Origin of the sequence: Acinetobacter colistiniresistens, assembly GCF_000413935.1 — a bacterium.
Taxonomy (GTDB): domain Bacteria; phylum Pseudomonadota; class Gammaproteobacteria; order Pseudomonadales; family Moraxellaceae; genus Acinetobacter; species Acinetobacter colistiniresistens.
Genome location: NZ_KE340379.1, coordinates 677,958 through 703,556 on the forward strand (window position 1 = coordinate 677,958; position 25,599 = coordinate 703,556).

General features: G+C 40.3%; 24 protein-coding genes. 12 read left to right on the plus strand and 12 right to left on the minus strand.

Features of this window, described 5'->3' with window-relative positions:
- Position 1: 1 nt before the first annotated feature.
- Both F907_RS10330 and F907_RS10325 read right to left on the minus strand, forming a co-directional pair.
- Positions 2–1,162 (minus strand): HlyD family secretion protein, encoded by a 1,161-nt coding sequence (locus F907_RS10330; protein WP_016651997.1) that lies wholly within the window; start codon positions 1,160–1,162, stop codon positions 2–4.
- A 12-nt stretch (positions 1,163–1,174) separates the two neighbouring features.
- Positions 1,175–2,671 (minus strand): TolC family protein, encoded by a 1,497-nt coding sequence (locus F907_RS10325; RefSeq protein WP_016651998.1) that lies wholly within the window; start codon positions 2,669–2,671, stop codon positions 1,175–1,177.
- Between the two features lie 348 nt (positions 2,672–3,019).
- On the opposite strand from F907_RS10325, the gene serC reads away from it, so the two are divergent.
- Positions 3,020–4,099, plus strand: a complete 1,080-nt coding sequence (gene serC / locus F907_RS10320) for a 3-phosphoserine/phosphohydroxythreonine transaminase (RefSeq protein WP_005273875.1) — start codon at positions 3,020–3,022, stop codon at positions 4,097–4,099.
- A 77-nt stretch (positions 4,100–4,176) separates the two neighbouring features.
- Here serC and F907_RS19030 read toward each other — a convergent pair whose 3' ends face one another.
- Both F907_RS19030 and F907_RS10315 read right to left on the minus strand, forming a co-directional pair.
- Positions 4,177–4,320, minus strand: coding sequence for a hypothetical protein (locus tag F907_RS19030; protein ID WP_005242759.1), 144 nt, complete (start codon positions 4,318–4,320; stop codon positions 4,177–4,179).
- 36 nt (positions 4,321–4,356) lie between these two features.
- The gene (locus tag F907_RS10315) at positions 4,357–5,295 is read right to left on the minus strand and encodes a hypothetical protein (RefSeq protein WP_016651999.1); all 939 of its coding nucleotides are present in this window, start codon (positions 5,293–5,295) and stop codon (positions 4,357–4,359) included.
- A gap of 231 nt (positions 5,296–5,526) precedes the next feature.
- Here F907_RS10315 and F907_RS10310 point away from each other — a divergent pair, with 231 nt between their 5' ends.
- Together F907_RS10310 and F907_RS10305 are read left to right on the plus strand one after the other, a co-directional pair.
- On the plus strand, positions 5,527–5,997 hold the full coding sequence (locus tag F907_RS10310; RefSeq protein WP_016652000.1) for a YaiI/YqxD family protein: 471 nt from the start codon (positions 5,527–5,529) through the stop codon (positions 5,995–5,997).
- 7 nt (positions 5,998–6,004) lie between these two features.
- Positions 6,005–6,898 (plus strand): DMT family transporter, encoded by an 894-nt coding sequence (locus tag F907_RS10305; protein WP_005273881.1) that lies wholly within the window; start codon positions 6,005–6,007, stop codon positions 6,896–6,898.
- Between the two features lie 12 nt (positions 6,899–6,910).
- On the opposite strand, the gene F907_RS10300 is transcribed toward F907_RS10305, so the two are convergent.
- Complete coding sequence (locus F907_RS10300; protein ID WP_016652001.1) at positions 6,911–7,492, minus strand: PilZ domain-containing protein; 582 nt, start codon at positions 7,490–7,492, stop codon at positions 6,911–6,913.
- Positions 7,493–7,517: 25 nt separating this feature from the next.
- Between F907_RS10300 and F907_RS10295 the strand changes: the two genes are divergently transcribed.
- The 3 genes from F907_RS10295 (at position 7,518) to F907_RS10285 (ending at position 11,941) form a co-directional block, all read left to right on the plus strand.
- Positions 7,518–8,753 carry a lipoprotein-releasing ABC transporter permease subunit gene (locus tag F907_RS10295; protein WP_005273887.1) on the plus strand — a complete coding sequence of 412 codons (1,236 nt, stop codon included), beginning with the start codon at positions 7,518–7,520 and terminating at the stop codon, positions 8,751–8,753.
- On the plus strand, positions 8,746–9,429 hold the full coding sequence (gene lolD, locus F907_RS10290) for a lipoprotein-releasing ABC transporter ATP-binding protein LolD (protein ID WP_005273891.1): 684 nt from the start codon (positions 8,746–8,748) through the stop codon (positions 9,427–9,429). The genes F907_RS10295 and lolD overlap by 8 nt, the downstream gene beginning before the upstream one ends.
- An 85-nt stretch (positions 9,430–9,514) precedes the next feature.
- Positions 9,515–11,941, plus strand: a complete 2,427-nt coding sequence (locus tag F907_RS10285) for a DNA internalization-related competence protein ComEC/Rec2 (RefSeq protein ID WP_032861962.1) — start codon at positions 9,515–9,517, stop codon at positions 11,939–11,941.
- A gap of 1 nt (position 11,942) precedes the next feature.
- Here the strand turns inward: F907_RS10285 and F907_RS10280 are convergent, their stop codons facing one another.
- Positions 11,943–12,899: a lysophospholipid acyltransferase family protein gene (locus F907_RS10280; protein ID WP_016652003.1), complete on the minus strand. Its 957-nt coding sequence runs from the start codon at positions 12,897–12,899 to the stop codon at positions 11,943–11,945.
- A 138-nt stretch (positions 12,900–13,037) separates the two neighbouring features.
- Here F907_RS10280 and sppA point away from each other — a divergent pair, with 138 nt between their 5' ends.
- Both sppA and F907_RS10270 read left to right on the plus strand, forming a co-directional pair.
- Complete coding sequence (gene sppA, locus F907_RS10275) at positions 13,038–14,060, plus strand: signal peptide peptidase SppA (protein ID WP_016652004.1); 1,023 nt, start codon at positions 13,038–13,040, stop codon at positions 14,058–14,060.
- Between the two features lie 132 nt (positions 14,061–14,192).
- The gene (locus F907_RS10270; RefSeq protein ID WP_016652005.1) at positions 14,193–14,984 is read left to right on the plus strand and encodes an alpha/beta fold hydrolase; all 792 of its coding nucleotides are present in this window, start codon (positions 14,193–14,195) and stop codon (positions 14,982–14,984) included.
- A 35-nt stretch (positions 14,985–15,019) separates the two neighbouring features.
- Here F907_RS10270 and purN read toward each other — a convergent pair whose 3' ends face one another.
- Together purN and purM are read right to left on the minus strand one after the other, a co-directional pair.
- Complete coding sequence (gene purN, locus F907_RS10265) at positions 15,020–15,649, minus strand: phosphoribosylglycinamide formyltransferase (protein WP_171067829.1); 630 nt, start codon at positions 15,647–15,649, stop codon at positions 15,020–15,022.
- Positions 15,646–16,716, minus strand: a complete 1,071-nt coding sequence (gene purM, locus F907_RS10260; protein WP_016652006.1) for a phosphoribosylformylglycinamidine cyclo-ligase — start codon at positions 16,714–16,716, stop codon at positions 15,646–15,648. The genes purN and purM overlap by 4 nt, the downstream gene beginning before the upstream one ends.
- Positions 16,717–16,850: 134 nt before the next feature.
- Between purM and cxpE the strand changes: the two genes are divergently transcribed.
- The 4 genes from cxpE to F907_RS10240 all read left to right on the plus strand — a co-directional run bounded on the left by cxpE (position 16,851) and on the right by F907_RS10240 (position 23,284).
- Positions 16,851–18,044: a chloramphenicol efflux transporter CxpE gene (gene cxpE, locus F907_RS10255; protein ID WP_005274054.1), complete on the plus strand. Its 1,194-nt coding sequence runs from the start codon at positions 16,851–16,853 to the stop codon at positions 18,042–18,044.
- Between the two features lie 20 nt (positions 18,045–18,064).
- Positions 18,065–18,763: a DnaA ATPase domain-containing protein gene (locus F907_RS10250; RefSeq protein ID WP_005274057.1), complete on the plus strand. Its 699-nt coding sequence runs from the start codon at positions 18,065–18,067 to the stop codon at positions 18,761–18,763.
- 113 nt (positions 18,764–18,876) lie between these two features.
- Positions 18,877–20,751 (plus strand): rhombotarget A, encoded by a 1,875-nt coding sequence (rbtA, locus tag F907_RS10245; RefSeq protein ID WP_016652007.1) that lies wholly within the window; start codon positions 18,877–18,879, stop codon positions 20,749–20,751.
- A 16-nt stretch (positions 20,752–20,767) separates the two neighbouring features.
- On the plus strand, positions 20,768–23,284 hold the full coding sequence (locus F907_RS10240) for a CSLREA domain-containing protein (RefSeq protein WP_016652008.1): 2,517 nt from the start codon (positions 20,768–20,770) through the stop codon (positions 23,282–23,284).
- 65 nt (positions 23,285–23,349) lie between these two features.
- Here F907_RS10240 and F907_RS10235 read toward each other — a convergent pair whose 3' ends face one another.
- The 4 genes from F907_RS10235 to F907_RS10220 form a co-directional block, all read right to left on the minus strand.
- Positions 23,350–23,739 (minus strand): DUF3106 domain-containing protein, encoded by a 390-nt coding sequence (locus tag F907_RS10235; protein WP_016652009.1) that lies wholly within the window; start codon positions 23,737–23,739, stop codon positions 23,350–23,352.
- Positions 23,729–24,052: a hypothetical protein gene (locus F907_RS10230; protein WP_005274069.1), complete on the minus strand. Its 324-nt coding sequence runs from the start codon at positions 24,050–24,052 to the stop codon at positions 23,729–23,731. The genes F907_RS10235 and F907_RS10230 overlap by 11 nt, the downstream gene beginning before the upstream one ends.
- The gene (locus F907_RS10225) at positions 24,039–24,656 is read right to left on the minus strand and encodes an RNA polymerase sigma factor (protein WP_016652010.1); all 618 of its coding nucleotides are present in this window, start codon (positions 24,654–24,656) and stop codon (positions 24,039–24,041) included. The genes F907_RS10230 and F907_RS10225 overlap by 14 nt, the downstream gene beginning before the upstream one ends.
- Before the next feature lie 159 nt (positions 24,657–24,815).
- Positions 24,816–25,592 (minus strand): TrmH family RNA methyltransferase, encoded by a 777-nt coding sequence (locus tag F907_RS10220; protein ID WP_016652011.1) that lies wholly within the window; start codon positions 25,590–25,592, stop codon positions 24,816–24,818.
- Between the last annotated feature and the right edge of the window lie 7 nt (positions 25,593–25,599).

Genomic DNA, 25,599 nt, shown 5'->3' on the forward strand with positions numbered 1-25,599 from the left:
CTTATTTTGCCTCTTCAATTTTAAACAACACACTCATGCCAACTTTTAAATCAGGAATTGATTGTTCAGGCATCAGATGAAACTTGAAGCTGCGAATATCATAACCACCAGTTTGGCGTGTGGTTTTGATGGTGGCAAAGTCACCTTCAGCATCAATATTTTTCACCTTAAAAGTGGCTTTTTGATTCAGTGCAGGAATGAAGCCTTCTAGCGTTTTAGTTTTGTAGACCGAACTATACATATCTTCACGAACATTCAGGCTGACCCATAAATCGTGGTCTTCAATGATACTGACTACAGGGACACCAGTGGCAACGAGTTCAGTTGGCTTACCATAGGTTTTAGACACCGTACCATCGGTCGGCGAATACAGTTTGGTTTCTTCCGTCAGGGCATTGGCTTCTTTGACCGCAGCTTGTGCCATGGCAACTTGCGCATCAGCCGTGGATTTCTGCTGCTCGGTACTACCACGTTTGGCACGTGCATACTGTTGATAAGATCCTTCTGCTGTTTCACGGGCAGAGGTTTGTGCTGCCAACATTTCATCGCGGCGTTGGCGTGAAATTACCCCTTGTTGATAGAGTGTCTCACCACGCTTATACGTCGTTGCGGCCAATTCAGCTTGGGTTTTCATCGCTTGCCAATTGGCATAAAGTGTATCGATATTTTCTTGTTGTGCACCACGATACACAGTTGAATGGAACGCTGTTGCACTTTGTAAAGCGGCTTGCGCCTGTTCTTTTTTCGCTTCGAGTTCAGGACTGACGAAACGAACCAATGCTTGGCCTTTCTTAATCGGCTGGCCTTCAGTGACATAAAATTCTTCAATGCGGCTTGGGACTTTGGTGCTGATATGAACAGTTTCAGACTCAACCCGACCTTGCAGTTCAATCGCTTGGGGTTGATAAGCTTTCCATAATCCAAATGCAATGACGCCCAATAGCAGAATCAGAATGATCAGCCCAATCAGTTTTGCTTTTGATTTTTTCGGTGGCTCAGCGGGTGGTTGTTGCGAATTTGAAGTGCTGCTATCAGGTTCCGCTTGATTGGCTTTTTCAGCAGGGCTCACTTGCGCTGTTGCTGTTTCAGGACTTTGAGTCGTCGTTTTTTCCACTTGATCTATATCGCGTTCTGAATTGGATGATGATTGGTTTTGGCTCATAAATTTCTCCAATTAACGGATATAGTCAGTACGTGGTTGATTAACATAAAGCTTGAATTCATCAATCGAACCGTAGCTTTGTAATAAGGTCGCTAAAGATAGAATATATTTGTAGGAGTTAATTGCCATTTCACTTCTTAATGCACTGAGGGCATTTTGAGCATCAATGACTTGTGTTGCCGTACCCATACCTTCTTTAAATGAAAGCTGTTGGATGCGTAAGTTTTCTTGTGCGGCTTTGGTATTTTGAGTAAGTAGTTGATGGCTGGTTTGAGAGGAGCTCAATTCGCTATAAGACTTATACAGTACATTTTCAACTTCTTGCTTAGTCCGTTCAGTCATCAGTTCAGCAGCGTACTTTTTGAGTTCAGCAGCACGAATATTTTTATTGTTATCAATCCCGGAGAATAAATTATATTTGGCCATCACGCCCACAATCCAGTTGTCTTTATTGTCCAATCCATATTCACCAAAGGCAAACAGGCTTGGCTTTTTTGCTGATTGCTGGACTTTGATATTTTCATTGGCAAGTTGTGTATCCATTTGCAGTTTTTTAATCAAACTTGAATTTTGATCATAATTGGCGAGCAGCTTATCCAAAGAGTGATTTTGTGCGGTATTGACAAAGAGTGGGGTGGTGAGCTTTAAACCTTCTTTGGTTTTTAATAAATTCTGTAAGCTGAATTGGCTGGCTTGCAGGTTTGACTGTGCATTTCGATAGGTTCGCTCTGCATTATTGCGCGCCACCTCAAATTGCATGCGTTGGCCTTTATTAATAAAACCTTGCTGTTCTAGTTTAAGCGCATTGCCATAGTGTTCTTGCATCGCATTTAAATTGAAAAGGCTGGCATTGAGTAATTGCTGTTGTAATTGCACGTTAAAATAAGACTGAATCATCTCGAAACGTTGTGAGTCTTGTTGTTGTTTTTCACTGATGTTCGAGCGTTGAGCCTGAATACTGGCAATTTGTTTGGCACTATTAATTTTACCACCGGTATAGAGCGGCATAACCATTGAAATGGAGGTGCGAACGTCATGATCTTTTACCGTTACATCCAGATTATTGGGAACCTGATTTAAACCTTCGTTGACGGTTTGATCAAAACCTTGACTGACCTGATCAATCACTTCTGGCGGAAGTGTGCCTCCCCATTGCGATAATTTGTCATCAAAACCACGTGTGAGCGAGTTTTCAAGTCGACGTTTACTGGACTCTAAAGGGACGCTGGTTTCACTGCGAAATGAGTAAGCACGGGCGTTTAAGTCAATACGTGGGAGTCCCAAATGCTTGACGGCTTCCATTTCCAGCTGAGAAGCTTGTTGTAACGCTTGTTGTGCCTGCGATGCATAAGCATTTTCCACAACATATTGTTCAGCGTCACTATAACTAAAGGTCTGTGCGAGTAAGGCTGTAGGAAATAGGGCACAGCTGATTAAGCTTATACTCAAGCTTAACATTTTAGGAAACCGTTGGAGCTTAAAACTCGGTCGATCGTGTCGTTTCAACATTTGAGCATGTCGCAATTTAATAATATCCTGAGTAAGTCTAAATTCTTTTTATAAAAATTAAATATTATTTTTTTAATTAAATAGTTATATGGAAAGGATTGGTGTAGTGAATTTGTAAAAAGTAGAGTTTTTAATCTAAATAAATGCAGTGTAAATTGAAGCATTGAGTGCTAATAAATAGATGATTTCAGTCTGGCCTAAAATAATTGTAATGACAAAACATGATTGAAAAATTAATAGTTTTTTTGCAGTAATATTTAAATATTTACTGGATAAGCTGCTGCAAGCTTCGCCAATCTATGATTAAATTCCCATTCCAATCTGTTCCACTTTAACAAGGGAAAACTCATGCGTGCTTATAATTTCTGCGCTGGTCCTGCTGCATTACCTACTGCCGTTTTAGAAAAAGCTCAACAAGAATTGTTGAATTGGCAAGGCAAAGGTCTGTCGATCATGGAAATGAGTCATCGTAGCAATGACTATGTTGCTGTGGCGGAGAAGGCTGAAGCTGATTTACGTAAGCTTATGAATATTCCTGAGAACTATAAAGTTTTATTTTTACAGGGTGGGGCGTCATTACAATTTTCAGCGATTCCATTAAACCTGTTAGGTAAAAATAACAAGGCCGATTATATCCATACAGGTATCTGGTCTGAAAAAGCCTTAAAAGAAGCCAAGCGCTATGGCGATATTAATACCGTTGAAGCCGGTACTTTAATTGATGGTAAACATGCCATCACTGAACAAAGTACTTGGAACCTTTCAAACGATGCAGCCTATGTTCATTATGCGGATAATGAAACGATTGGTGGTTTGCAATTCGCAGCTATTCCAGATGTGAATGCACCGTTGGTATGTGATTATTCATCAAGCATTTTGTCTGCACCATTAGATGTCAGCAAATTTGGTTTGATTTATGCGGGTGCGCAAAAGAATATTGGCCCAGCAGGTTTAACTATTGTGATCATCCGTGATGATTTATTGGATCAAGCCAAACCTGAGATTCCAAGCATTTTAAAATATGCTGATCAAGCAAAAAATGGCTCAATGGTGAATACCCCTGCAACCTACGCATGGTACTTATCTGGTCTGGTGTTTGAGTGGTTGCTTGAGCAGGGTGGGGTAGATGCGATCTATAAAATGAACCAAGAGAAAGCGAAACTGCTTTATGGTTATATTGATTCAAGTGATTTCTATAATAATCCGATCGCCGTACCAAACCGTTCAATGATGAATGTTCCGTTTACGCTTGCTGACGAAGCACTTGAAAAAACCTTCCTGAAAGAAGCTGAACAACATCACTTATTGAACTTGGCAGGCCACCGTTCTGTCGGTGGTATGCGTGCAAGTATTTATAATGCCGTGCCATTACAAGGTGTGCAGGCTTTGGTGAGTTTTATGGATGAATTTGCAAAACGTCATGGTTAAGCAATAGAGTAGTCTTACTAAAATAAAAGCCCTCATCAGTGAGGGCTTTTATGTGTGAATAAGGTTATGGTCAAAAATTAGAAAAAGCCAATTTGATGAAAAATTATTGCTGCTAAGAACATGCCCAGTAAAAAAAAGCAAAAAGCACCAACATCAAGTTTAAGACCTTGATCACCCGAATGAATCAGACTGGTGGTTGTTTGTTCTGGTATAATTTTCATTAGAACGCCTAAAAATGCCATTTATGTGATTTTTTGTCACTCAATAGCAGTTTTAGCATAAATATTGGCCTGAATCCATAGGTTGCCACGAATATATTGGCCAATGTTAAAGTTTTTATACAATTCATTTTTAGTGGCGATACGAATTAAGATTGCCGGTAAATCATCTTCTAAAACTAAAGTCACGTCATACAGCGTATATTCGTCCTGCATAAACTGCATAGATGTTTTACCCACGATATTACCCTGGAACCAAGCTTCATCTTCCTGACCTAAAGTTTCACCGAATAAGTAAGCCACCATTTTAGAAAAGTCGACCGTAACAGGTTCTTGATCTTCTGGTGTTTTTGGCTGCCACTCATTAATCAGTTCTTGTAAGTTTTCAGGCGCAATCCCATTATGTTCAGCCAAAATCGCATTTAATGCACGATGGTGTTTAATAGACGCTGGATCATCAACAATGATTTTCTCATCTTCAGAAACAGTTTCTAATTCATATGCCCAAGCATTAAATTGAACTTGATAGGTTTGATTCTTGTCATATTGGCAATTATTTACACTGAATAAATTATCAAATGCATAAATCGTCGTATCTTTATTTAAATTTAAACGCAATATGGCTTGAGTTGCAGAATCACAGGTAATAATTCGCTCAATTTTTGCATCGTATTTATATGGACTTTCAAAGCTTGGGAATGCGGTTTTTAATGCACGTGGTTTTTGATCTTCGACAGCAATAATTTGGTTAATGGAAACAGCGTGTCCACTTGGCCCCTGAATTAACCAGAAGGACTGATCCATCTCATGTTCATCTTCACAGAGCCCCATCGGCATGACTGGTGCATCAAGTGCCAATCCTAACCATTTGGGAACATCACTTTCGGGAGTATCGGTGAGTAAATTCCAATGCTCAGCATGATTACCGAAATTCTGATCTTGAATTTTAATGGTTTCTGGACTGTTTTGATTTTTCATAAAGCGAAATGCTAAAAAGATTGAACTTATTCTATTAAATCGAGGGTAATGCTCATATTTCAAGTCTGGATATGTAATTCGTTAAAAAATAATTCACTTTTTAGCCTGAAATATCAATGTACTGATTCGGTTGCTCGCTAAAGCATGAATTAATGTATTTGCGGACATGATCAGACCTCTACTTTTACTTTAATCTGCTACACTAGCGTTTTCTCAAGAGCTTTTGCCGACGTGCTGCCATTTAAATTATGGGTGGATGCCGATGCTTTACCTAAAATTTTACGTGAAGTGATTTTACGTGCATCTGATCGTTATCAACTCGAAGTCACTTTTGTTGCCAATCAGAATGTTGGTATCACGCCGTCGTTACGGATTAAATCCATTCAGGTCATGAGCGGGGCCGATCAAGCTGATCAGGAAATTGTTGATCGTATGCAAGAGAATGACATTGTCATTACACAGGATATTCCGCTTGCGGCACAAGTGATTGAAAAAGGTGGAATTGCAATTCATCCTCGTGGTGAGATTTATACCACTGCCAATGTAAAAGCTCGTCTGCATTTACGTGATTTTATGGATACTTTACGTGGTGCAGGGGTACAAACTGGTGGCCCACAGCCAATTTCAGAACGTGATAAACGTGAGTTTTCCAGTTCATTGGATCAAACCATTTTAAAACAAAAACGTAAAACGGCGATTTGAGTCGATTATGCCATCACGCTTTAATTTAATGCTGACCTATGGGTTGCTGGTTTTTATCTGGGCAACGACACCATTGGCGATTGTGTGGAGTGTCTCTGACTTGCATCCGATGTGGGCGCTGGTCATTCGCTTTTTTATTGCTCTACCTTTGGCAGTCAGTGTTGTCTTGCTTTTAAAGGTTGAGTTTCCGACGCATAAAATTGCCTTGTTGAGCTATAGCGCAGGTGCATTAAGCTTGATTGGTTCACAAATCTTTACCTATGCGGCAACGGCCTATCTAAGTTCAGGTTTAATTGCCTTGATGTTCGGTTTGGCACCCATTATGGCAGGGCTGATTGGTCGTTTTGGCTTTCAACAAAAACTGGCGGGATTACAGTGGTTGGGCATGGGCACCTCAATTGTCGGTTTGGCGATGATTTGTTTGAGTGGCAGCCAGAAGCATGTCCAGCCCATCGGTATTATTTTGATGCTGATCAGTGTTTTTTCTTATTCCTTATCTATTTTTCTAGTCAAAAAGATTAATGCTGATTTGCCTGTTATGGCACAGGCGACAGGTTCAATTCTGGTTTCAACGTTATTGGCGGTCATGCTATTGCCGTGGATTTGGCCTTATGCCCCGACACATATTCCATCGGCGAAATCACTATTGGCACTGACGTATACCGTGATTATGGCATCGCTGATTGCCATGTTTTGTTATTTTAAATTGGTTCAAAACCTGCAAGCGACAACCTTGTCATTAACCACAGTAATGACGCCAATGTTGGCGATCTTGATTGGGGCATACCTGAATCATGAGCAGTTGTCAGTTCAGGTCTTTGTTGGCGCAACGATTATCCTTTTCGGTTTACTGCTCTATTTCTTTCGAGACCTACGTGCCTACCGTCGTTTAAAGATTTAAGTGAGCTAGAAATTAATTGCTTTCAGTGAGTTGAGATTGACGAATACTGGCAGCCAATTTGGCTCGGTCTTGTGGATTTAAGGTAATGAAATAAGCACCGATGCGGAACTTACCTTGCTCTTCTGCAGTACTGTACGCGACTTGTGCGGTTGCTGCGATATGGAAGAAGTTTTCTGGGTGACTCAAGGTAATATGAATATAAGTGCCTTCGTTAATATCTTGAGAACTAAAGAAACTTAAACCATTTTCGGAAAAGTTGACTTGCTCGGGTACAGGCAGTAAAGATTGTACGATATTGTCATAATATGACCCAGTAATCAGATTCAATTTCTGGTTAATCAGGGATAAGATGCGAGCAATTTGTTGATCTTTTTCATTTAATTGTTCTAATTCGTAGCGAAACGCATGATCAAATTGATCTAATTCTGCAAGTAGTAGAAAATAGCGTGGCAATACGAAATGGGAATCATATGGGTCATTCAGCGCAACATCATCTGGAATGATTTGATAGTTGATTCTCAACACGGCATCAATACGAGACATCACACGACGTTCAGTGTTGTCGTCAACAAGATGATGTTGTGAATTTTCCATAATAAATCACCTCGGACTAGATGGTATGTTTAAGCCAATTTCGCTGTATATAGGGTTGAGATACACTCGTGCTCGGCGGAGTAATCATTTTATTTCTTTTATCGCCTTGGTTTCCATGATTGGTTTAACCCTCGGCGTTGCTGTCCTCATTACAGTATTATCTGTCATGAATGGTTTTGATCGTGAATTGAAAACTCGTGTCTTGGGAATGGTTCCACAAGCCACTGTTTCTTCTACTCAAATTCTAACAGATTGGCCTGAGCTTGTAAAAAAAGTTGAGCACCATCCACATGTCACGGGTGTTGCACCATTTACCCAGTTACAGGGAATGCTGACTGCACAGGGTCAAGTGGCTGGAATCATGGTGACGGGAATTGAGCCTGAGTATGAAAAGAAGGTTTCGATTATCCAGAACCACATGGTTTCAGGTGATTTAAATGCCTTGAAGAAAGGTGAGTTTGGTATTGTCCTCGGTAAGGACATGACGGATGCACTCGGATTGGGTTTAAATGACAATGTCACCTTGGTATTGCCTGAAGCAACGCCATCACCTGCAGGTGTCGTACCGCGTTTTAAACGTTTTAAAATCGTCGGAATCTTCAGTGTTGGTGCAGAAGTGGATTCAATGGTGGGTTATATCGCCCTGAATGATGCTTCTACCTTATTGCGCTTACCTGATGGTGCGCAAGGTGTGCGCTTAAAACTGGATGATATTTTTGCTGCTCCGAAAGTGGCCAATGATATCGTTAGCCAGCTTCCAAGTAATTTCTATGCATCAAACTGGACCTATACGCACGGTAATTTGTTTAATGCCATTCAAATGGAAAAAACCTTGGTCGGTTTATTGCTGGTACTGATTATTGTGGTGGCTGCATTTAATATCGTGTCCTCATTGGTTATGGTCGTAACCGATAAGAAATCTGATATTGCGATTTTACGTACGCTCGGTGCTTCACCTTCAATGATTACCAAGATCTTTATGGTACAAGGTACCGTGATTGGTGTGATTGGTACGATTGCAGGGACGATCTTAGGGGTTACTTTAGCCTTAACGATCAGTGATATTATTTCCTGGTTTAATACCGTGTTAGGTTTAAATTTATTTGATGCTTACTTTGTACATTACTTGCCTTCATATCTCAGATGGCAAGATGTGGTGGTCATTGTAACGGTATCTTTGCTATTGAGTTTCTTGGCAACAATTTATCCTGCATTGCGTGCAGCCAAAGTTCAACCTGCTGAGGCGTTACGTTATGAGTAAGATTGTTCTGGAATCAAAAAACATCTTTAAACATTTTGATGATGGCAAAAGCAAAGTTGAAGTGATTAAAGGTTTATCTCTTCAAGTGAATGCCGGTGAGTTCGTCTCTATTGTCGGATCAAGTGGTTCTGGTAAAAGTACCTTGTTACACGTGTTGGGAGGCTTAGAGCAACCATCACAAGGTCAAGTGTTTTTACAAGGACAGCGTTTTGATAACTTGGGTGAAGCCGAGCGTGGTTATAAGCGTAATCAATATCTTGGTTTTGTTTATCAGTTCCATCACCTTTTGCCTGAATTTTCTGCCTTGGAAAATGTGGCCATGCCATTAATGTTGCGTAGTGAAAGCAACTTTAAGGATGTTAAAAGACAGGCTGAATATTTATTAGATCGTGTTGGTTTATCTCATCGTATGGATCATAAGCCTGGCGAGTTGTCTGGCGGTGAGCGTCAGCGTGTGGCATTAGCACGTGCACTGGTAACTAAACCTGCTGTGGTTTTGGCTGATGAGCCGACAGGGAACCTCGACCGTAAAACAGCGCTCAGTATTTTCGAATTACTGACAGATTTGAAAAAAGAGCTGAATATGGCAATGTTGATTGTTACCCATGACGAGCAACTGGCACAGTCCGCTGATTCGATTTTGCATATGCAAGATGGTTTGTGGATTGATCAATAAGAAAAAAATTGATTTATCTCTTGTTAAAGCCCTGAAAACGGGCTTTAATTTTGTCTTTAGAAAAACTAAAACTTAATTTTAAAAAATGTTGAAAATAATGTTACTCAGCTGGATCGCTGGTATAACTTTGATGGGATATCATTTTAGTTTTGCCGCTCGGACGTGGTGGCTTTGGCTAATTCTAGCGATTGTGATCTTCTGCACCGGTTTATATAAAGGATATTCTTACCAGCAATCCATTTGGCATAAATTGCTGCTGTTAGTCATTAGCAGTTGGGCTTTGTTCTGTACAGGCTTTTATTATGCCGATTCCGCTTTAGAACAACGGCTAAGCTTAAGAGAAGTGGAGGCGCAGCCTTTTGAAGCAATTGTTTATATTAAGAAAATAGATGAGCTCACGGAGGAGGGGCCTAAACAGACAGCAGAAGTGCTCAATCGACATGCTCAGCCTGTAGATTGGTTGCTTTATCTAAATCAATCGAATGATCAGTTTACCCAACAGCACTTACGCTTAGGTCATTATTACCGTCTTCATGGAACGATTAAACCTGCGCATAGCTATGCTGTGGCAGGCGCATTTGATCAGGAAAAATGGTTTTTGCAACAAAATATCATGTCGGCATATCGGGTCAGACATATTCAGCTTTTAAGTCAGGATGAGATTGATCGTTTGGGTTACCAACCGCATCTAAAGCAGCAACACAGGCTACAAGCAAAATTTCTATTGAATGTTGAAATAATGCGATTGTCATTTCGTGAGATGTTACAGGCCTCAGCTTTTCAACATAAAGGATTGTTATTGGCTCTATTAACGGGTGATGAAAGCTTATTATCAAATCGTTTAAAGCAGCAATTTCAGCAGTTGGGCATTTCACATTTATTGGCAATATCAGGCCCGCATGTGTTGATTTTTGCATTGATGTTGACTTGGTTATTGAAGTGCATGATACAGCGTTATGCTCCAACATTATATTTATGGCAACCGCGGCAGATTTTATTGCTTTTACCCTTTGGATTGAGTGTGTTGTTGTATGTGGCTTTTGTTGGTTTTGAAATTCCTGCACTGAGAACCTTATTCACAGTCATTATCGGCAGTCTTTTTCTATTGTTTCGACAGTCTATTCAACCTTTGATTTTGCTGATTTATAGCGCCAGTTTACTCTTGATTTATGATCCATTTAGTATTCTGTCCGCAGCCTTTTGGTTGTCTTATGGGGCTTGCTTTATTCTGCTACGCATTTATCAAAGCATTGAACAAGGCCCGCCGCAAAATCAAGTCCTCACCAAGACACAACAGTATGTATGGGCGCTTAAGATTTTAATTGAGTCACAATGGAAAGTTTTTATTGCATTATTACCACTAGTCCTAATTTTTTTCCAACAAATTGCTTGGTTTGCGCCGCTCAGTAATTTAATCGCGATCCCATTATTAAGTACTTTAATCGTACCACTGGATATTATTGCAGCCTGTATCTGGCTGGTAGTTCCTGCATTTGGGCGACTTCTGTTCCAGCTTAATGATGGATTGCTGTCAATATTAATGTGGATATTAAATCACGTACAGCAGCTATCTCCTCAACTCTATGCTGTTAGTTATACGCCTTTGATGTTGCTGAGTTTGACATTGGGGTTGGTTATTCTGTTTATGCCAACAGGAACAATTCCTAAAATATGGGGAGCTATCTGCATTTTACCGATTTTTGGGGGAATCAAAGCCCAACCGATGATTCTGAATGTCTTGGATGTCGGGCAAGGACAGGCCATCTTTTTACAGCATCCTCAACAGACACTCATGATTGATACGGGTGGCTCTTATGATGAAACCCGATTTGGGATGGGTGAGCGTGTGATTATTCCATTTTTAAGGCAGCATGGCGTACGAAAGTTGGATCATGTCGTTCTGTCTCATCTAGATCAAGACCATAGTGGTGCATTTGCTGCAATCCAAAAAGCTTTTGCGATTACTCAAGTGCAGTCCAATGAGCGCGATCAAAAAATGCCTTTTAAAAATAATTTCTCATTGTGCCAACAAGGTCAGACTTGGTCATATTCAAATCTAAAAATAGCAATTTTATCACCAGATCGTGAGGGTTTAAGCTTTGCGAAATATCAACAGAATGAGCAATCTTGTGTGGTCTATTTACAGTTTTTCAATGCACAGCCTTATCAAAACTTTTTGATCATGGGGGATGCAGGTTGGGAAACGGAATATAAACTGTTAAAACAATATCCAGATTTAAAAGTAGACGTACTGGTTTTGGGGCACCATGGCAGTAAACACAGTTCAACTTATGATTTTCTAGCGACTTTAAAGCCTAAACTTGCGATTGCCTCTGCGGGTTTTGAGAATCATTATGGTCATCCAAGCCGAGAATTACAAAGCCGACTAGACGCTTTAAAAATTCCCTTGTTAAATACCGCACAGACAGGGAGTTTAAGTTTTATATTTGGCAGTGAAACGGTGGAATTAAAGCAGCAGAGACAGCAGCGAAAATGGCTACAGCGAGAATAGCCTAAGTATTTTCGCTTTGTTTGGCTTGTAAACGGACTTCAGCTACTTTAGCAAGCGCCTTATTTTCATCGATATCATAGATTTGCTTTAGATCTGGATGTGCGCGGAAACGTTTATAGCTCCAGTGATAATGTTCTGGATAGCGTTGTATCAGCTGTTCTAAGGTCTGATGAATGACTAAGGTGCCATCCTCAGCAGTGCCTTCATAAATGCTCGGATCAATCGGCTCGATATACATGTCGAAGCCATCTTGATCATTTCTTTTGGTATAAAGAAGTAGGGCTTTGGCTTTAGTTTTTTGAATGAGTTTGGCACTCAAGCTACTAGAGGCAAGGGGGATACCAAAATAGTTGATCATGTCTCCGCCATGGTCAGGGGTATGATCTGGCAGAATTGCTGTAGTTCCACCTTGCTTTAAGGCTTTAAAGATTTGTCTGACACCACTTTCGTCTGTGGGAACTAGATGAGCTTGTTCACGACTGCGGGCATCACGGACAAACTGATCGGCATCTGGGTTTTTTACGGGTTTATACAGGATAGTCATAGGGCTATATTGGGCGACCCATGCATTCATAATTTCCCAAGTACCAAAGTGGGGAACAATTAAGACTAGGCCTTTTTTTTCTGCAAGCGCTTCATGTAAATAGTGTTCACCATTCACTTTTTGAATACGTTGAATATTTTTTTGGTTGGATGACCCCCAAATGCTCAAAAACTCAAAATATGACATCAACTCATTTTGAATAGCTTGTTTGGTTAGTTTTTGTCTTTGTTGCTGATCCATCTCTGGAAATACAATTTGGATGTTCAGCCCAATAATTTTTGAAAGTTTAGAGAATTGGAAAGTGCTTGCCAATCCTGCAACCAGACGGGCAAAAAAACGGCTAAATTGAATCGGCAGGCGACTTGCGAACTTGATCAGACGATAGCTTGCACTACTGGATTTGGATTGAGTCATGTATTCAAAATGAGAACAGTTACAAAGGGAAAGTATAATGTAAAAAATAATTATAAGTTAAAACAAGTTATTTAAACAGTTTTGCTCAAATCAGCGTATATAATAAAGTCACTTTAAAACATATTGGATTGGAATCTTATGTCCGATTGGCCACCAAAACCACAAAACGAATCGACAAATAGTAATAATGTGACAGGCAAAGAATGGCAAATTTTAGAAAAAGCTGTTTTAGCTTCTGTTGAGGAACAACGTCGTAGCCGTCGTTGGAGTATCTTTTTTAAATGTCTAGGTTTCGCCTATCTTTTGATTGTCCTGATCGCAATGACTAAAGGGTGTTCAACTTCGACAGAAAAATCAACGACCAATATAAGTAGTGATCATTTAGCGGTGGTTGATATTGTGGGAACCATTGATTCATCTGCAGGTCAGTCTACAGTCAATAGTGAAGATACCAATAAGGCCTTAAAGCGTGCTTTCGAGGCGAGTGGTAGTAAAGCGATTGCGCTCAATATCAACTCGCCTGGTGGTTCACCAGTACAGTCAGATGAAATCTGGCAAGAAATCCGTTATTTGAAAAAACAGCATCCAGATAAAAAAGTCTATGCTGTGATTGGTGATATGGGGGCATCAGGTGCTTACTATATCGCTTCTGCTGCGGATGAAATCATTGTCAATCCATCCAGCCTTGTGGGTTCAATTGGTGTGATTATGCCGAACTATGGTTTGAGTGGTTTGGCGCAGAAGTTGGGCGTTGAAGATCGTACTTTAACTTCAGGCAGTAATAAAGATATCTTAAGCATGACCAAGCCTATTGACCCTGCACAAAAGCAACATGTGCAATCCGTATTGGATAATGTTCATACTCACTTTATTAATGCAGTGAAAGAAGGCCGTGGTAAGCGATTGAAATCAAATGATCCTGCGGTGTTCTCTGGTTTGTTTTGGACAGGTGAGCAGGCAATTGCACTAGGTGTTGCTGATCGCAGTGGTAGTTTAACGACACTGATGCGTGACCTTAAAGTTGAACAAAAGGTTGATTATACGGTGCAGCGTAATCCATTCGAGTCAATCTTGGGGCGTATGGGCGCTAAAATTGGTGAGGGGATTAGTAGTTCTCTTGCGGCACAGTTGGAGACTCAACAAAACGCAAAAATGCAGTAATATTTCCAAAAGGGTTGTGTTGATCACAGCCCTTTTTTTATTCTAAAAATAACTGGACAGTTTTTCTTTTTATTTGCAATACATTTGTAGAGCAGGATAATTGACCAATCAGTGAAAATAAAAGACAAGCTTATGAAACCTTTGATTCATTTTGCCCATGCCAATGGTGTTCCGTCTAAAGTTTATCAAAAGCTGTTTGATCAGTTAAAAGATCAATATGACATTATCTATGTTGCTGAAATTGGAACCGATAAGCGTTACCCAATCACACATGGCTGGGCGCATTTAGTCGATCAAGTGATTGATAGCATTGTTCAGCAAGCGCAAGGGCGTAAAGTGATTGGTTTAGGGCATTCATTAGGTTCAGTCTTGACACTGATGGCAGCTTATCGTCGTCCAGAGCTATTTTCACAAGTGATCATGCTTGATCCACCCTTAATTATTGGTAAAGCTTCGTTTGTATTTCATCTGGCTAAACTCTTTAAACCGAAGCTGGTGGATAAAATTACCCCTGCAGGTTTGTCGGTACGTCGACGGGATCATTGGGATTCGCGTGAGCAAGCTGCGGAGCTTTTAGGTACGAGAGGTTTCTATCAGCACTTTGATCCAGATTGCTTTCAAGCTTATATTGATTATGCATTAACAGATGATCCTCAAAATGGTGGTGTAACACTGACCATTCCTAAGGATGATGAAGTGGCGATGTTCAGAACCACACCCTCCATGTGGTGGTTGCCAATGCCAAAACCGCCCGTTCCAGTGCACTTGGTGGTGGGGCAAGAGAGTGTTTTCTTGAAAGAAAAGTTCCCGCAAGTCGCACAAAAGAAACTGGGAATTCCTTATTCTGTCGTGGATGGCGGGCATATGTTCCCATTAGAGCATCCACTGGAAACAGTCGATAAAATTAAAAGCTTGGTGATTTAATAAAGAAAAAACGCATCCAAGGATGCGTTTTTATTTTAGAACTGGCCAAACTGAATTGGTCGTTCTAAAGGCTTTCGATTGAAATAGGCTTGTCCGTTTTTCCAGCTAAGCTGGCCATTACAGAGCCATTCGGCCACTTGAGGATAAATAAAATGCTCAAGTTCGTGTACACGGCGTGCCAGACTTTCTACGTTATCATGCACACTGACTTGAATCGCGGATTGGGCAATACTTTGTCCAGCATCTAGTTCAGCCGTGACAAAATGAACTGTACAGCCATGCAAGCGGTCTCCTGTATTCAATACACGCTGATGTGTATTGATGCCTTTATAAACGGGCAACAGAGACGGGTGGATGTTTAACATTTTGCCTTGCCAATTACTCACAAAGCTTGGTGTTAAAATTCGCATAAAACCTGCAAGAATAACTAAATCCACTTGCCATGCTAACAACTGCTGGTGCATGGCTTCATCGAAGCTTTCCCGATTTGGATAATCTTTATGTGAAATCACAGCGGTCGCAATATTGGCGTTCTCAGCACGTTGTAATGCGTATGCATCAGCTTTATTTGAGAGGACACCAATGATTTGCCCTGACAGATTTGCATCTATCAGGGCCTGTAAGTTGCTACCGTTGCCAGAGACAAGGACCGCAATTCTCATTATGCAAAGATCACGCGAATTTTTTCATCAGCACTTTCAACTGATTCAGCATTTTCTTGGATATAACCAATTTTCCATGCTTTTTCGCCTTGCGCATTCAATACTTCAATTGCTTTGTCAGCTTCGCTGGCATCAACTGCAATCACCATACCCACGCCACAGTTAAATGTACGGTACATTTCAAAGCGTTCTACGTTACCTTCACGTTGTAACAACTGGAATAATTCAGACCATTCCCAGCTTGATTCATCAATGACAGCTTGTGCGCCATTTGGAAGAACACGAGGTAAGTTACCCGGTAAACCGCCACCAGTGATGTGTGCCATTGCATGTACATCAACTTGTTTGCACAGTTCGAGCACAGGTTTGACATAAATACGTGTTGGTTCCATTGCAACGTCGGCAAGTGGGCGACCATCCACGATTTGAGTTAAGTCGACATTCTTAACATCTAAAATTTTACGTAATAATGAATAACCATTTGAATGCGCACCACTTGATGCGACACCAAGAAGTACATCACCAGACTTCACTTTAGTTCCATCAATAATTTTACTATGTTCAACCACACCCACAGCAAAACCAGCAAGATCGTAATCTTCGCCTTCATACATGCCAGGCATTTCAGCAGTTTCACCACCGACCAATGCACAACCAGCAAGTTCACAACCTTTACCAATACCTGTGACTACATCTGCTGCAACATCAACATTCAAATGACCCGTTGCATAGTAGTCGAGGAAGAATAATGGTTCAGCACCACAAACAAGTAAGTCGTTTACACACATAGCAACGAGATCTTGACCGATGGTGTCGTGACGATTGAGATTCAGCGCCAAGCGTAATTTTGTGCCTACGCCATCTGTTCCTGAAACCAATACAGGTTCTTCATAACCTTTAGGGATTTTGCATAGCGCGCCAAAACCACCGAGGCCGCCCATTACTTCAGGACGAGTGGTACGTTTAGCGACAGATTTGATACGATCGACCAGTGCGTCGCCCGCTTCAATGTCGACGCCCGCATCTTTATAGCTTAAACCAGTATTTGAGGTAGAAGTTGAGTTGCTCATAATGAAGTCTCCGCAGTGGCGGCAGATTATAACCTGAATATACGAAACTCTTATGTTATTTATGCTCGAAAATGCTATCTTTAATTAAATTTTTTTTTCATTTATAACGATTACACGAAAAAAGGCTAGATTTTATGCAAGATCAGGTACTACGTCGTATCTTTATCCTCGCGGGGCTCGCATTATTCCTTTGGGTTCTCTACTTATTAAAGCCCATTGTGATCCCTTTTGTCGGTGCTTTTTTCATTGCTTATCTATTTAGTCCGCTAGTCGATGTTCTTGTAAAAATTAAATTGCCGCGTTGGTTAGCCATCAGTATTGTTTTTATTGGTATTGGTGTCACTTTGACCATGGTTTTATGGTTCCTGGTGCCGTTGATTTGGAAACAGTTGATGTACGCTCGAGATAGCATTCCTGCCGGTATTCATTGGGTGAATGCAACTTTCCTGCCGTGGGTATCACATACGTTCAATGTGGTTCCAATGGAAATTGATACTGATCAAATTACCAAGGCTTTGATGGATTATATTCAAACCAATTATAGTGCGGATAGTATCCAAACCATGGCGTTAAGGGTTGCTCAGTCTGGATTGAATTTTATCCAGATTGGCGGTGTGGTTGTGCTGATTCCGATCATCTCTTTCTATTTCTTGCTAGATTGGGATCGTATGTTACAAAGCTTTAGACGTTTGATCCCACGTCCCTATGAAGCCTCTACCTTAACCATTGTTCGTGAGTGCCATAGTGTTCTAGGTGCTTTTGTGAAAGGACAATTCCTCGTCATGCTTTTATTGGGAATTGTTTATGCAGTTGGTTTACAGTTTATTGGGTTAGAAGTTGGCTTAATCATTGGTATGATTGCTGGCCTAGCCAGTATCATTCCTTATTTAGGATTTGGTGTCGGGATCATTGCTGCTGTTATTGCAACACTGTTTCAGTTTGGACTTGACTGGACACAGTTGCTGCTGGTAGGTGTTGTTTTTATGATTGGTCAAATGGTCGAAGGTTATATTCTTCAACCATTCTTATTGGGCGATAAAATTGGTTTGTCGCCAGTTGCCGTCGTTTTTGCCGTACTTGCTGGGGCGCAACTCGGTGGATTCCTTGGCATGTTAATCGCTTTGCCTGTTGCAGCCGTCATTGTGGTACTGCTAAAACATGCGCGTGACAATTATGAAAAAAGTCGTTTATATGGCCTGCCAACAGAAGTTGTGCTGGCAGAAGGAGAAACCAAGCATATAAATGTTGAAACAGGTCATGTAGAGCTTGATATTCAAATTAAAAACTCTCAAGATACAGAGACTTCAAACACGAATGACTTAAAGTAATTGAGGAAAAAATTAAGTATATGCGTCAACTCCAACTGGATATAGAACCACAACTCGATGCCCGAATCAGTGATTTTTCGGGGCCGGGTTGGGGGCCTGTGGTTGACGCAGTTAGACAGTTACATGCCGGATTAGTTAGCCGATTTTATGTTTATGGTGGGGCTGGTACTGGCAAGAGTCATCTACTTTCTGCGATTTGTGATTCTTATCTGGAGTTAGGTCGCCCGGCAATTAAAGTCTCATTACTCGAATTATTAGATGCGCCGATTGAAGCCATTACTTCATTAGAATTTTATGATCTGGTGGCTTTGGATGACATTGATGCAATCAGCGGCGTTCCACATTGGCAGAAAGCCGTATTTCATTTGATGAATAATCATGAGGGGCAATTGGTCTTTTCCTCTCGGGTTGCGCCGATTGAATTAAAATTAGAATTACCTGATTTACAGTCAAGGCTGACCCAAGCCGTCAGTGTTAAAGTACCCAATGGTAGTTCTTATAGTGATCGACAAGCCCTGTTGCAATCGGTGATGACGCGCCGAGGTATTCATTTTGACCAGCAGATTGTTGACTATTTATTGAGTAATGGGCCACATCAGGCTTCGATTTTATTACAAAGACTGGCTCAGCTTGAAAAAATGCTGAAAGGCGAAAAAACTAAGCTATCAAATACAACACTTAAGCAAATTTACGCATTGATTGATGAATATCGCCAATAGTATAAAATTTCTTGAGTAATTTTGAGAGCTATGACAAAGTACGCACAAAGGAATGTGGTTGCAAACAGCTAGTTTGTAAGACGAAGAAAAATGAAAAATAGAAGGAGATTGGTATGCTCAAACGGATGCTTGCCTGTGCTTTATTTACCGTTACTGGATATGCATATTCTGCGGATATTCAAGTCACAACATTAGTTGATGAAGACAAAGATGACGCCGTTTGTTCATTACGAGAAGCTGTCGAGTTTTTAAATAAAAGAAGCCAAAAAGAATTTGAAAATGGTTATCACGGATGTGGTAACAAAGATGCAAGCAGTACGATTATTTTACAACGCGATCAAACCTATCAGCTTAACTCAGCATTAAATATCAAAGCTGCGATGACAATTCGCACCGCAGTCAGTGATGGTTTTAATGACAATAAAAAAGGATTGAATAATGCGACACTTAAAATGGCGGGAACTGATCGTCTTTTTGTAATTGATGATAATAATGTTGAAAGTGCTTTGCTCTTAGTAGGTTTAATTGAGCTAAATTTGCAAGGATCTTCAAATAAGGTCAATGACGGTGGCTTGATTTTAAATCGTGAAAATTTATCGATCCAATATTCTCGTTTAACGGGGGGAGCAGCAAATCGAGGTGGTGCTATTTATAATGCTGGTGTTGCTTCGGATGCGAAGAACACAGCAGGCTATGTTTCTATTAATAACAGTATCTTGCAGAATAATAAAGCGGATCAGGGGGCAGTCATTTATAGTGAAATGCCGATGTACCTGATTACACAATCGGTTATACGTGACAATGAGGGTGCAGCAGGGCCAAATGGTGCTTTATTATTTGTTCAAACGGGCTTTAATAATGACACAATAGCGGGGGCACTTACTGGGAGATCTTCTGGTATTCGTAGTAGCACTATTTTTCACAATAAAGGTGGTTATGTAGCGAATATTCGCGAAGGCATGATCCTTAATAATAATACGATTATTAAGAATGCTGCTGGATTATATTTACAGTCGTTAAATCGAAAAGTGACTACAACTACAAATGGTGAAACAAAAGTTGAAGAGTTCCCTAGTGCTTATGTATCGAATAGTATTCTAGTTGCGAATGGAAATACGAACTGTGTCAACACTTCAGATGATACCACCATTGTACAGAGCAATTTAACCACATCAGACTGTGATCGTAATGCGGAAAAACGTTTACCAAATTTTATGTGGAATCAGAATGATCCTGAGCAAGCGTTAATTGCTGGCGGTACAAATGATGAAGGGATATGTGCCGCGCCTCCAGCAAAAGGATTATTGTGTCCATACTCGACGCCAAAAGATCAAATGCTGGGTTTCTTTAAACCGCGTTTACTTACCTCTTATAAGCTATTATCGGATTCGCTCATTGTGAATAAAGGACGTATTTATAGTGATGGTACGACCTTTAGTTTGGCGAGTTGTGAAGCAACTGATCAACGAGGGAAAAGCCGTACGGGCTTTAATGAGTTGTGTGACTTGGGGGCAATTGAATTGGTTGTTAACCGGGGTGAGATTCCAATCGTTGGTCAAGATATTTTATATGGGCAAATTGCGAAATTCAGTATTGCAGAGAGTTTGTTAGATGGTGAATTGTTAGATCCAGCCACATGCGAGGCTCAATTAGGTAAGCGTTCGGATGGTCAGCCTTGGCAAGTTGGCTGTTTGCAAGTGATTCAAACCCAAACGTCATCTAAAGGAAAAGTAACTCTTGATCAGGATGGCAATGTGACTTACGTTCCTGATAGTGATTGGCATGGCGCAGATAAATTTAACTTACGTGTTATGACGACGACAACTCGTTTTAATGATGTATCAAACTATTTTATTGATATTCCAACAACAATCGTACAAGACCCACCAAACAATTTTAAAAGTAAAACTGTAAATGTAGGGAGTTTTGGTCTAGGGGCGATCTTGGCATTATTTGGTTTAATAGGATTGCGCCGCTTAAAATCATAATCAGGGATGTGATGAGATGAAACATTATAGAAAAACAATATTAGCAACTATGGTTTTGGCAACTATGCCGTTGTTGGCTGCCACCAGCAGTACGCCTATTAAGGTAACCACATTTGTGGATGAGGATGGTGAAAATCCAAATGCCTGCTCGTTGCGTGAAGCATTGAAAACAGCTGCAGATCGAGTGTCTTACGGTGGTTGTGTTGTAACGGATACCTTATCAAGTACGCAAAAGGTTATTCAGCTAGAAAAAGGTGTATATACCCTGAAAAAGGAATTGACGCCTAATGTGAGTGTTTCAATTTTGGGGGCAAGTCCTGTCGATTGGCAAGGAAAAAATGTCCTTATCAATGATGTAGTAAATCAATATCCTGCCCAAATTCCATTGCAAACAACAATTAAAGCAGAAAATTCACGTATTTTTAATACAACGCTTGGTGCAAAAGGTTTAAGTCTAACCAATGTGATTTTAACTGGTGGCCGCGCTAATGATTTTGGTGGTGCGATATATGCAGGTGCTGATGTTGCATTGCAAAGTACACAAATTCTTAATTCTCAAGCAAAAGAGGGCGGCGCTATTTTTTTAGTGGGCCCTTCGACGACCTTAACATTGAATAAGAGTCTGATTCAGGGAAATCAGGCGGATAAAGGCAGTGTACTGTCGATGAGTTGTTTTAATGATATTACATATGCAAAACGTACGGTCAATTTAACATCCAACAGTTTTATCGATAATGGTTCGCAAAATTCAAGCAGTATGATCGAGTTTTGTGGGGAATCAACTGCAACTTTAACGACCAATACCATTGCACAAAATATTGTAAACAATTCAACGGGGAATCTGATTAAGTTCACTGGCGACACTAAAGCTGGAACTGTAGAAGATAATAACTCCAGTATTTTAAGTAAAACCAGTATTTTAAGTTTGACAAGTAATACCATCGTAGAAAACAAAGGCTTTACAACGCTTCTGTATGATAAAATTGGTGCTAAATTATTACAGTTCAATGTTCTTGCTTATAATGGGGATAGTAATACGTATGCCTGTCGATATTTATTTGGAAATGTCGCTGATCAAGAGGGGGTAGGGTTTGGAATTGCTTACAACGCACTTGCGCTAAAAGAAGATGGTTCTAGTTCTACAGTAAACAATGTGTGTGATGTACCGAAAGCGTCTCTTAAAGATAATAAAACCAATTTGAATGTAAGTGCGATTAATTTTGCCACGCTATTAAGCCCTCTACAAAAAGCTTCTGCTGATACAGCATTCCTGCCAATGTATTACCCTAAAGAAAATGCGACACGCGTGCCTAGCGATGATAAAGGGAATACAAAATTAGTTGGCTTATTAGATGTTGCTGGCATAAATTGTAGTTTGACCGACCAGCGTGGTTTAGCTCGTCTTACCGACGGCACTTTATATTATGATCCTGAAGCAAGTAACCGTTGTGATATTGGTTCAGTTGAATTAATGAAGTTTACAGCGGGTGATTTACAGGATTTAACGAATACGTCGATCAGTGGTTTGATTACAAGTTATCAAACACAATATGACTTTTTTGATAACTTGGTAAAAAATCCAAATAATCCTGATTTCCTAACCTATTACAAGTCTCGTTTGGATCAATATCAAAAGTTATTACAATATACCAAGGCAAATTTACATTATCGTGCAATTTATATTGATTTAAGAAATTACCAACTCCCTTTACCACAAGATGTACAGCAAGCTGATGGTAGTTATAAATTACAGTTCTTTAGTCCAGATTTATATGATGTAACAGCAGAACCTTTAGGTAAAGGGCAGATCAATGATACGGTCACTGATATAGATGCAAGTGATAAAGAAAATTTGGTATGCACTTGGAATAAAGATTTACAGCAAATTGTTTTTTACCGAAAAGATGACAGCATAACTCAAGCTGGCGATAAGATTTTCTGTAAATATACGATTACCTCTAAACCAGGAACAAACCCACAAGTAAGTTCATCTGGTTTAATTCGAGCAGCATTTGTAAATATTGCACCTGTTGTAACAAATACATCCTTAACTTTCAAATATAAAGCAACGCAAAAGCTAAGTTTAAATTTATTGAACTTTGCAAATGACAATGGTGATACGGGTGAGGGTGGTCCTGGTCCAGAAAAGAATCCGAATAAACCTCAGTTTTGGAAGAATGCAGAAGGAGTCGAATTACCAATTCGCTTAACCAATGTTCCAGTTAATGATCTAGGGATTACGGCAGATCGTAAAGGCGCTTGCCCTGCACCTGATGAAAAAGAAACTTGTTATGGTGGGAATATTTATGTTCAAGAAGTCAATGCATTTAACCCATTTAACTTCTCATTTAACTATCAGGTTTATGATGCTGATGGCGTATCATCCAATGTAGCGACAGTGCGAACCATTAGCACAGCAACAACGACTGATGATACGCGCTCTGCTAGCAGTGGTGGCGGTGGTAGTTTTAGTTTCTACTCAGTGTTAGGTTTATTGGGATTATTGGCTTATCGCCGCTTTAAAAGTAAATAACTCGAAATATAAAAATAGCGCCTAAATGGCGCTATTTTTACTGCAATAAACTTTAAAATTGAAATTTAATGCTCAGAATATTTACTGAGATATTCTTCTCTAATCGTTATCCGTTCTTCGCTACTAGCATTTTGCATGCGTTTACGCAATGTATTGCGTTCTTGTGTGCTCATCTTTTGCCAGACATCGCGCATTTTTTGTTTTTCATCTTCTGGCAGTTGCGTGAACCATTCCATCCTTTGCTGAAGTTGAGAACTCTGGCTAGTAGGAACTTCTTTCAAGGTTTGGTAACGTTTAATTAAAACACGTTGCTCTTCAGGCGACAGGTCGTCCCATGCTTCTTCTGTTGTGGCTTTATTGGGTTTAGAAAATACCCAAAAGCGTTCTGAACCTGCAAAACTGGTTTGTAATAAGCTGAGCGTACACACAACAAGTGCTAATTTTTTAGCTGCCATGTGGAACCTTATCCTCACCTAAGACCAATAACATCTCCATGTCTTCAACCATTTGCGGCGAAAGTTTTGGATTTACGACAACCTGATTTTGTGGTTGATCAGCAAGCTGTAACGAGCTTGGTAGAACCACAATTCCCATGATTGCAGCAGCAACAGCAAAACCTGTCATTTTCCAGATACTATAATAAGAAGTTGGCTTCTTTTGTACCGTATCAAGAACATGATTCATCACTTGCATTTTGTTGTGATGCTGTTCTTTCGCAAGTTGGTCAAGTCTGGAAGTCACATGGTTCGTGAACTCATCTTTTTTCATCTGATGATCCTCCTGTATGTGGATTTAAATGCTCAAGAGCAATTCGGAGTCCCTGAATTGCACGGTGGTAATGCGTTTTAACGCTGCCTTCGCTGCAATCCATAATTTGTGCTGTGGTCATTGTGTCGAACCCTTCCCACGCTCTGAGCATAAATGCCTGTTGTTGACGAACAGGTAGCTGATTGATCGCTGCTTGAATTTCTTCCATCGTGACTTCCTGATCAAGAAATTCAAATGGATTAGGCGTTGATTCATCTACAACGTCAATGATTTCCTCGTCATCATCTAAACTAATTTTTTTAAACAATGAGAATGGGCTAGCGCGGCGAGCTTCTTTGCGGCGCCAGTCCTGGAGTTTATTGTTTAATATGGTGTAGAACAGGGGATACCATTCTTCAGTACTTTTATCAGCATATGATTTATGCAATGAAATGAAAGCTTCTTGCACTAAATCCATCGCAATGCCTTGTTGTCCCTGCGTTGCACTTTCCATCATAACCAAGGCACGACCTGTAACGTCTTGCATAAAAAAACGCAGACGTTGTTCAACAGTACTACGATCAGTACTGTTTTCAATTCGAGCCTTTTTCGGTGCTAAATCCATAGAGATGGAAAATCCTGTCATGGATACCCACCATTAATTCCAATTCATTAATCATATAACGTTGAAAATGGTGGGCGCGTTGACAACTTAAGCAATTATTTTTAGTAGTGTAATTGATTTTCTCAGTAAAAAATCCGTAATTAAAATAATTTAACGTTTTTACTGACGTTGACGAACCATTTCAAAAAAGCATACTGAACCTGCAATCGCAACGTTGAGGGACTCTTGTCCACCCGGTTGAGGGATCGTTACGGCTTGAGCATGTGCTAACGCATAATCACTGGCACCTTGACCTTCGTTGCCTAAAATCCAGACACAAGCTTGGGTTAAATCCTTGCTGTATAAGCTGGTTGAGCGGTGTGAACTGGTGACAAACACAGGTATTTGAAATTTTGGCAGAATATCCGTGAGCTGGAAGTTTTCAAAACATTGAAGACTAAAATGAGCGCCCATACCTGCTCGAAGCACACGTGGAGACCACAGTGCAGCTGAACCTTGTGTGCAAATCACCTGTTTGATGTTTGCAGCGGCAGCAGAGCGGAGGAGTGTTCCTACATTCCCAGGATCTTGAACATTTTCTAGAATTAAAGTGTCGGCATTAAAATCAATGGTGGCAGCAGTTTTGGGTAGGTCGACAATCGCTAGACATGGCAGGGTGGTGCCCAATGTGCTTAAATCCTTATACAGGACTTCACTGATAACGAAGATGTGACCTTGATGGAGTTTGATCACCTCTTGTAAGTCTGGATGTTCTAAGGCTTGTTCAGTGGTAAATAAAGAAAAGATTTTTTTCTGTTGCTGTAACCACGCCAAGCACAGATGTGTACCTTCTAGAACGGTTTGCTGATGTTTTTTTCGAGCGCTGTTAAGCTCGATCAGCCCACGCAAATGTTTGATTTTTGCATTGTCTTTTGATTCTAGGAAAATAACCGCCATAAGATAA

What these genes read in the sequence shown, in the direction of transcription:
- F907_RS10250 (WP_005274057.1), top strand. Translation starts at nt 18,065, where the DNA reads ATGCGTCAACTCCAACTGGATATAGAACCACAACTCGATGCCCGAATC.
- F907_RS10230 (WP_005274069.1), bottom strand. Translation starts at nt 24,052, where the DNA reads ATGAAAAAAGATGAGTTCACGAACCATGTGACTTCCAGACTTGACCAA.
- F907_RS10300 (WP_016652001.1), bottom strand. Translation starts at nt 7,492, where the DNA reads ATGGAAAATTCACAACATCATCTTGTTGACGACAACACTGAACGTCGT.
- lolD (WP_005273891.1), top strand. Translation starts at nt 8,746, where the DNA reads ATGAGTAAGATTGTTCTGGAATCAAAAAACATCTTTAAACATTTTGAT.
- F907_RS10325 (WP_016651998.1), bottom strand. Translation starts at nt 2,671, where the DNA reads ATGTTGAAACGACACGATCGACCGAGTTTTAAGCTCCAACGGTTTCCT.
- F907_RS10315 (WP_016651999.1), bottom strand. Translation starts at nt 5,295, where the DNA reads ATGAAAAATCAAAACAGTCCAGAAACCATTAAAATTCAAGATCAGAAT.
- purM (WP_016652006.1), bottom strand. Translation starts at nt 16,716, where the DNA reads ATGAGCAACTCAACTTCTACCTCAAATACTGGTTTAAGCTATAAAGAT.
- rbtA (WP_016652007.1), top strand. Translation starts at nt 18,877, where the DNA reads ATGCTCAAACGGATGCTTGCCTGTGCTTTATTTACCGTTACTGGATAT.
- F907_RS10295 (WP_005273887.1), top strand. Translation starts at nt 7,518, where the DNA reads ATGTTTAAGCCAATTTCGCTGTATATAGGGTTGAGATACACTCGTGCT.
- serC (WP_005273875.1), top strand. Translation starts at nt 3,020, where the DNA reads ATGCGTGCTTATAATTTCTGCGCTGGTCCTGCTGCATTACCTACTGCC.
- F907_RS10270 (WP_016652005.1), top strand. Translation starts at nt 14,193, where the DNA reads ATGAAACCTTTGATTCATTTTGCCCATGCCAATGGTGTTCCGTCTAAA.
- F907_RS19030 (WP_005242759.1), bottom strand. Translation starts at nt 4,320, where the DNA reads ATGAAAATTATACCAGAACAAACAACCACCAGTCTGATTCATTCGGGT.
- F907_RS10330 (WP_016651997.1), bottom strand. Translation starts at nt 1,162, where the DNA reads ATGAGCCAAAACCAATCATCATCCAATTCAGAACGCGATATAGATCAA.
- F907_RS10235 (WP_016652009.1), bottom strand. Translation starts at nt 23,739, where the DNA reads ATGGCAGCTAAAAAATTAGCACTTGTTGTGTGTACGCTCAGCTTATTA.
- F907_RS10285 (WP_032861962.1), top strand. Translation starts at nt 9,515, where the DNA reads ATGTTGAAAATAATGTTACTCAGCTGGATCGCTGGTATAACTTTGATG.
- F907_RS10225 (WP_016652010.1), bottom strand. Translation starts at nt 24,656, where the DNA reads ATGGATTTAGCACCGAAAAAGGCTCGAATTGAAAACAGTACTGATCGT.
- F907_RS10305 (WP_005273881.1), top strand. Translation starts at nt 6,005, where the DNA reads ATGCCATCACGCTTTAATTTAATGCTGACCTATGGGTTGCTGGTTTTT.
- cxpE (WP_005274054.1), top strand. Translation starts at nt 16,851, where the DNA reads ATGCAAGATCAGGTACTACGTCGTATCTTTATCCTCGCGGGGCTCGCA.
- sppA (WP_016652004.1), top strand. Translation starts at nt 13,038, where the DNA reads ATGTCCGATTGGCCACCAAAACCACAAAACGAATCGACAAATAGTAAT.
- F907_RS10280 (WP_016652003.1), bottom strand. Translation starts at nt 12,899, where the DNA reads ATGACTCAATCCAAATCCAGTAGTGCAAGCTATCGTCTGATCAAGTTC.
- F907_RS10220 (WP_016652011.1), bottom strand. Translation starts at nt 25,592, where the DNA reads ATGGCGGTTATTTTCCTAGAATCAAAAGACAATGCAAAAATCAAACAT.
- F907_RS10240 (WP_016652008.1), top strand. Translation starts at nt 20,768, where the DNA reads ATGAAACATTATAGAAAAACAATATTAGCAACTATGGTTTTGGCAACT.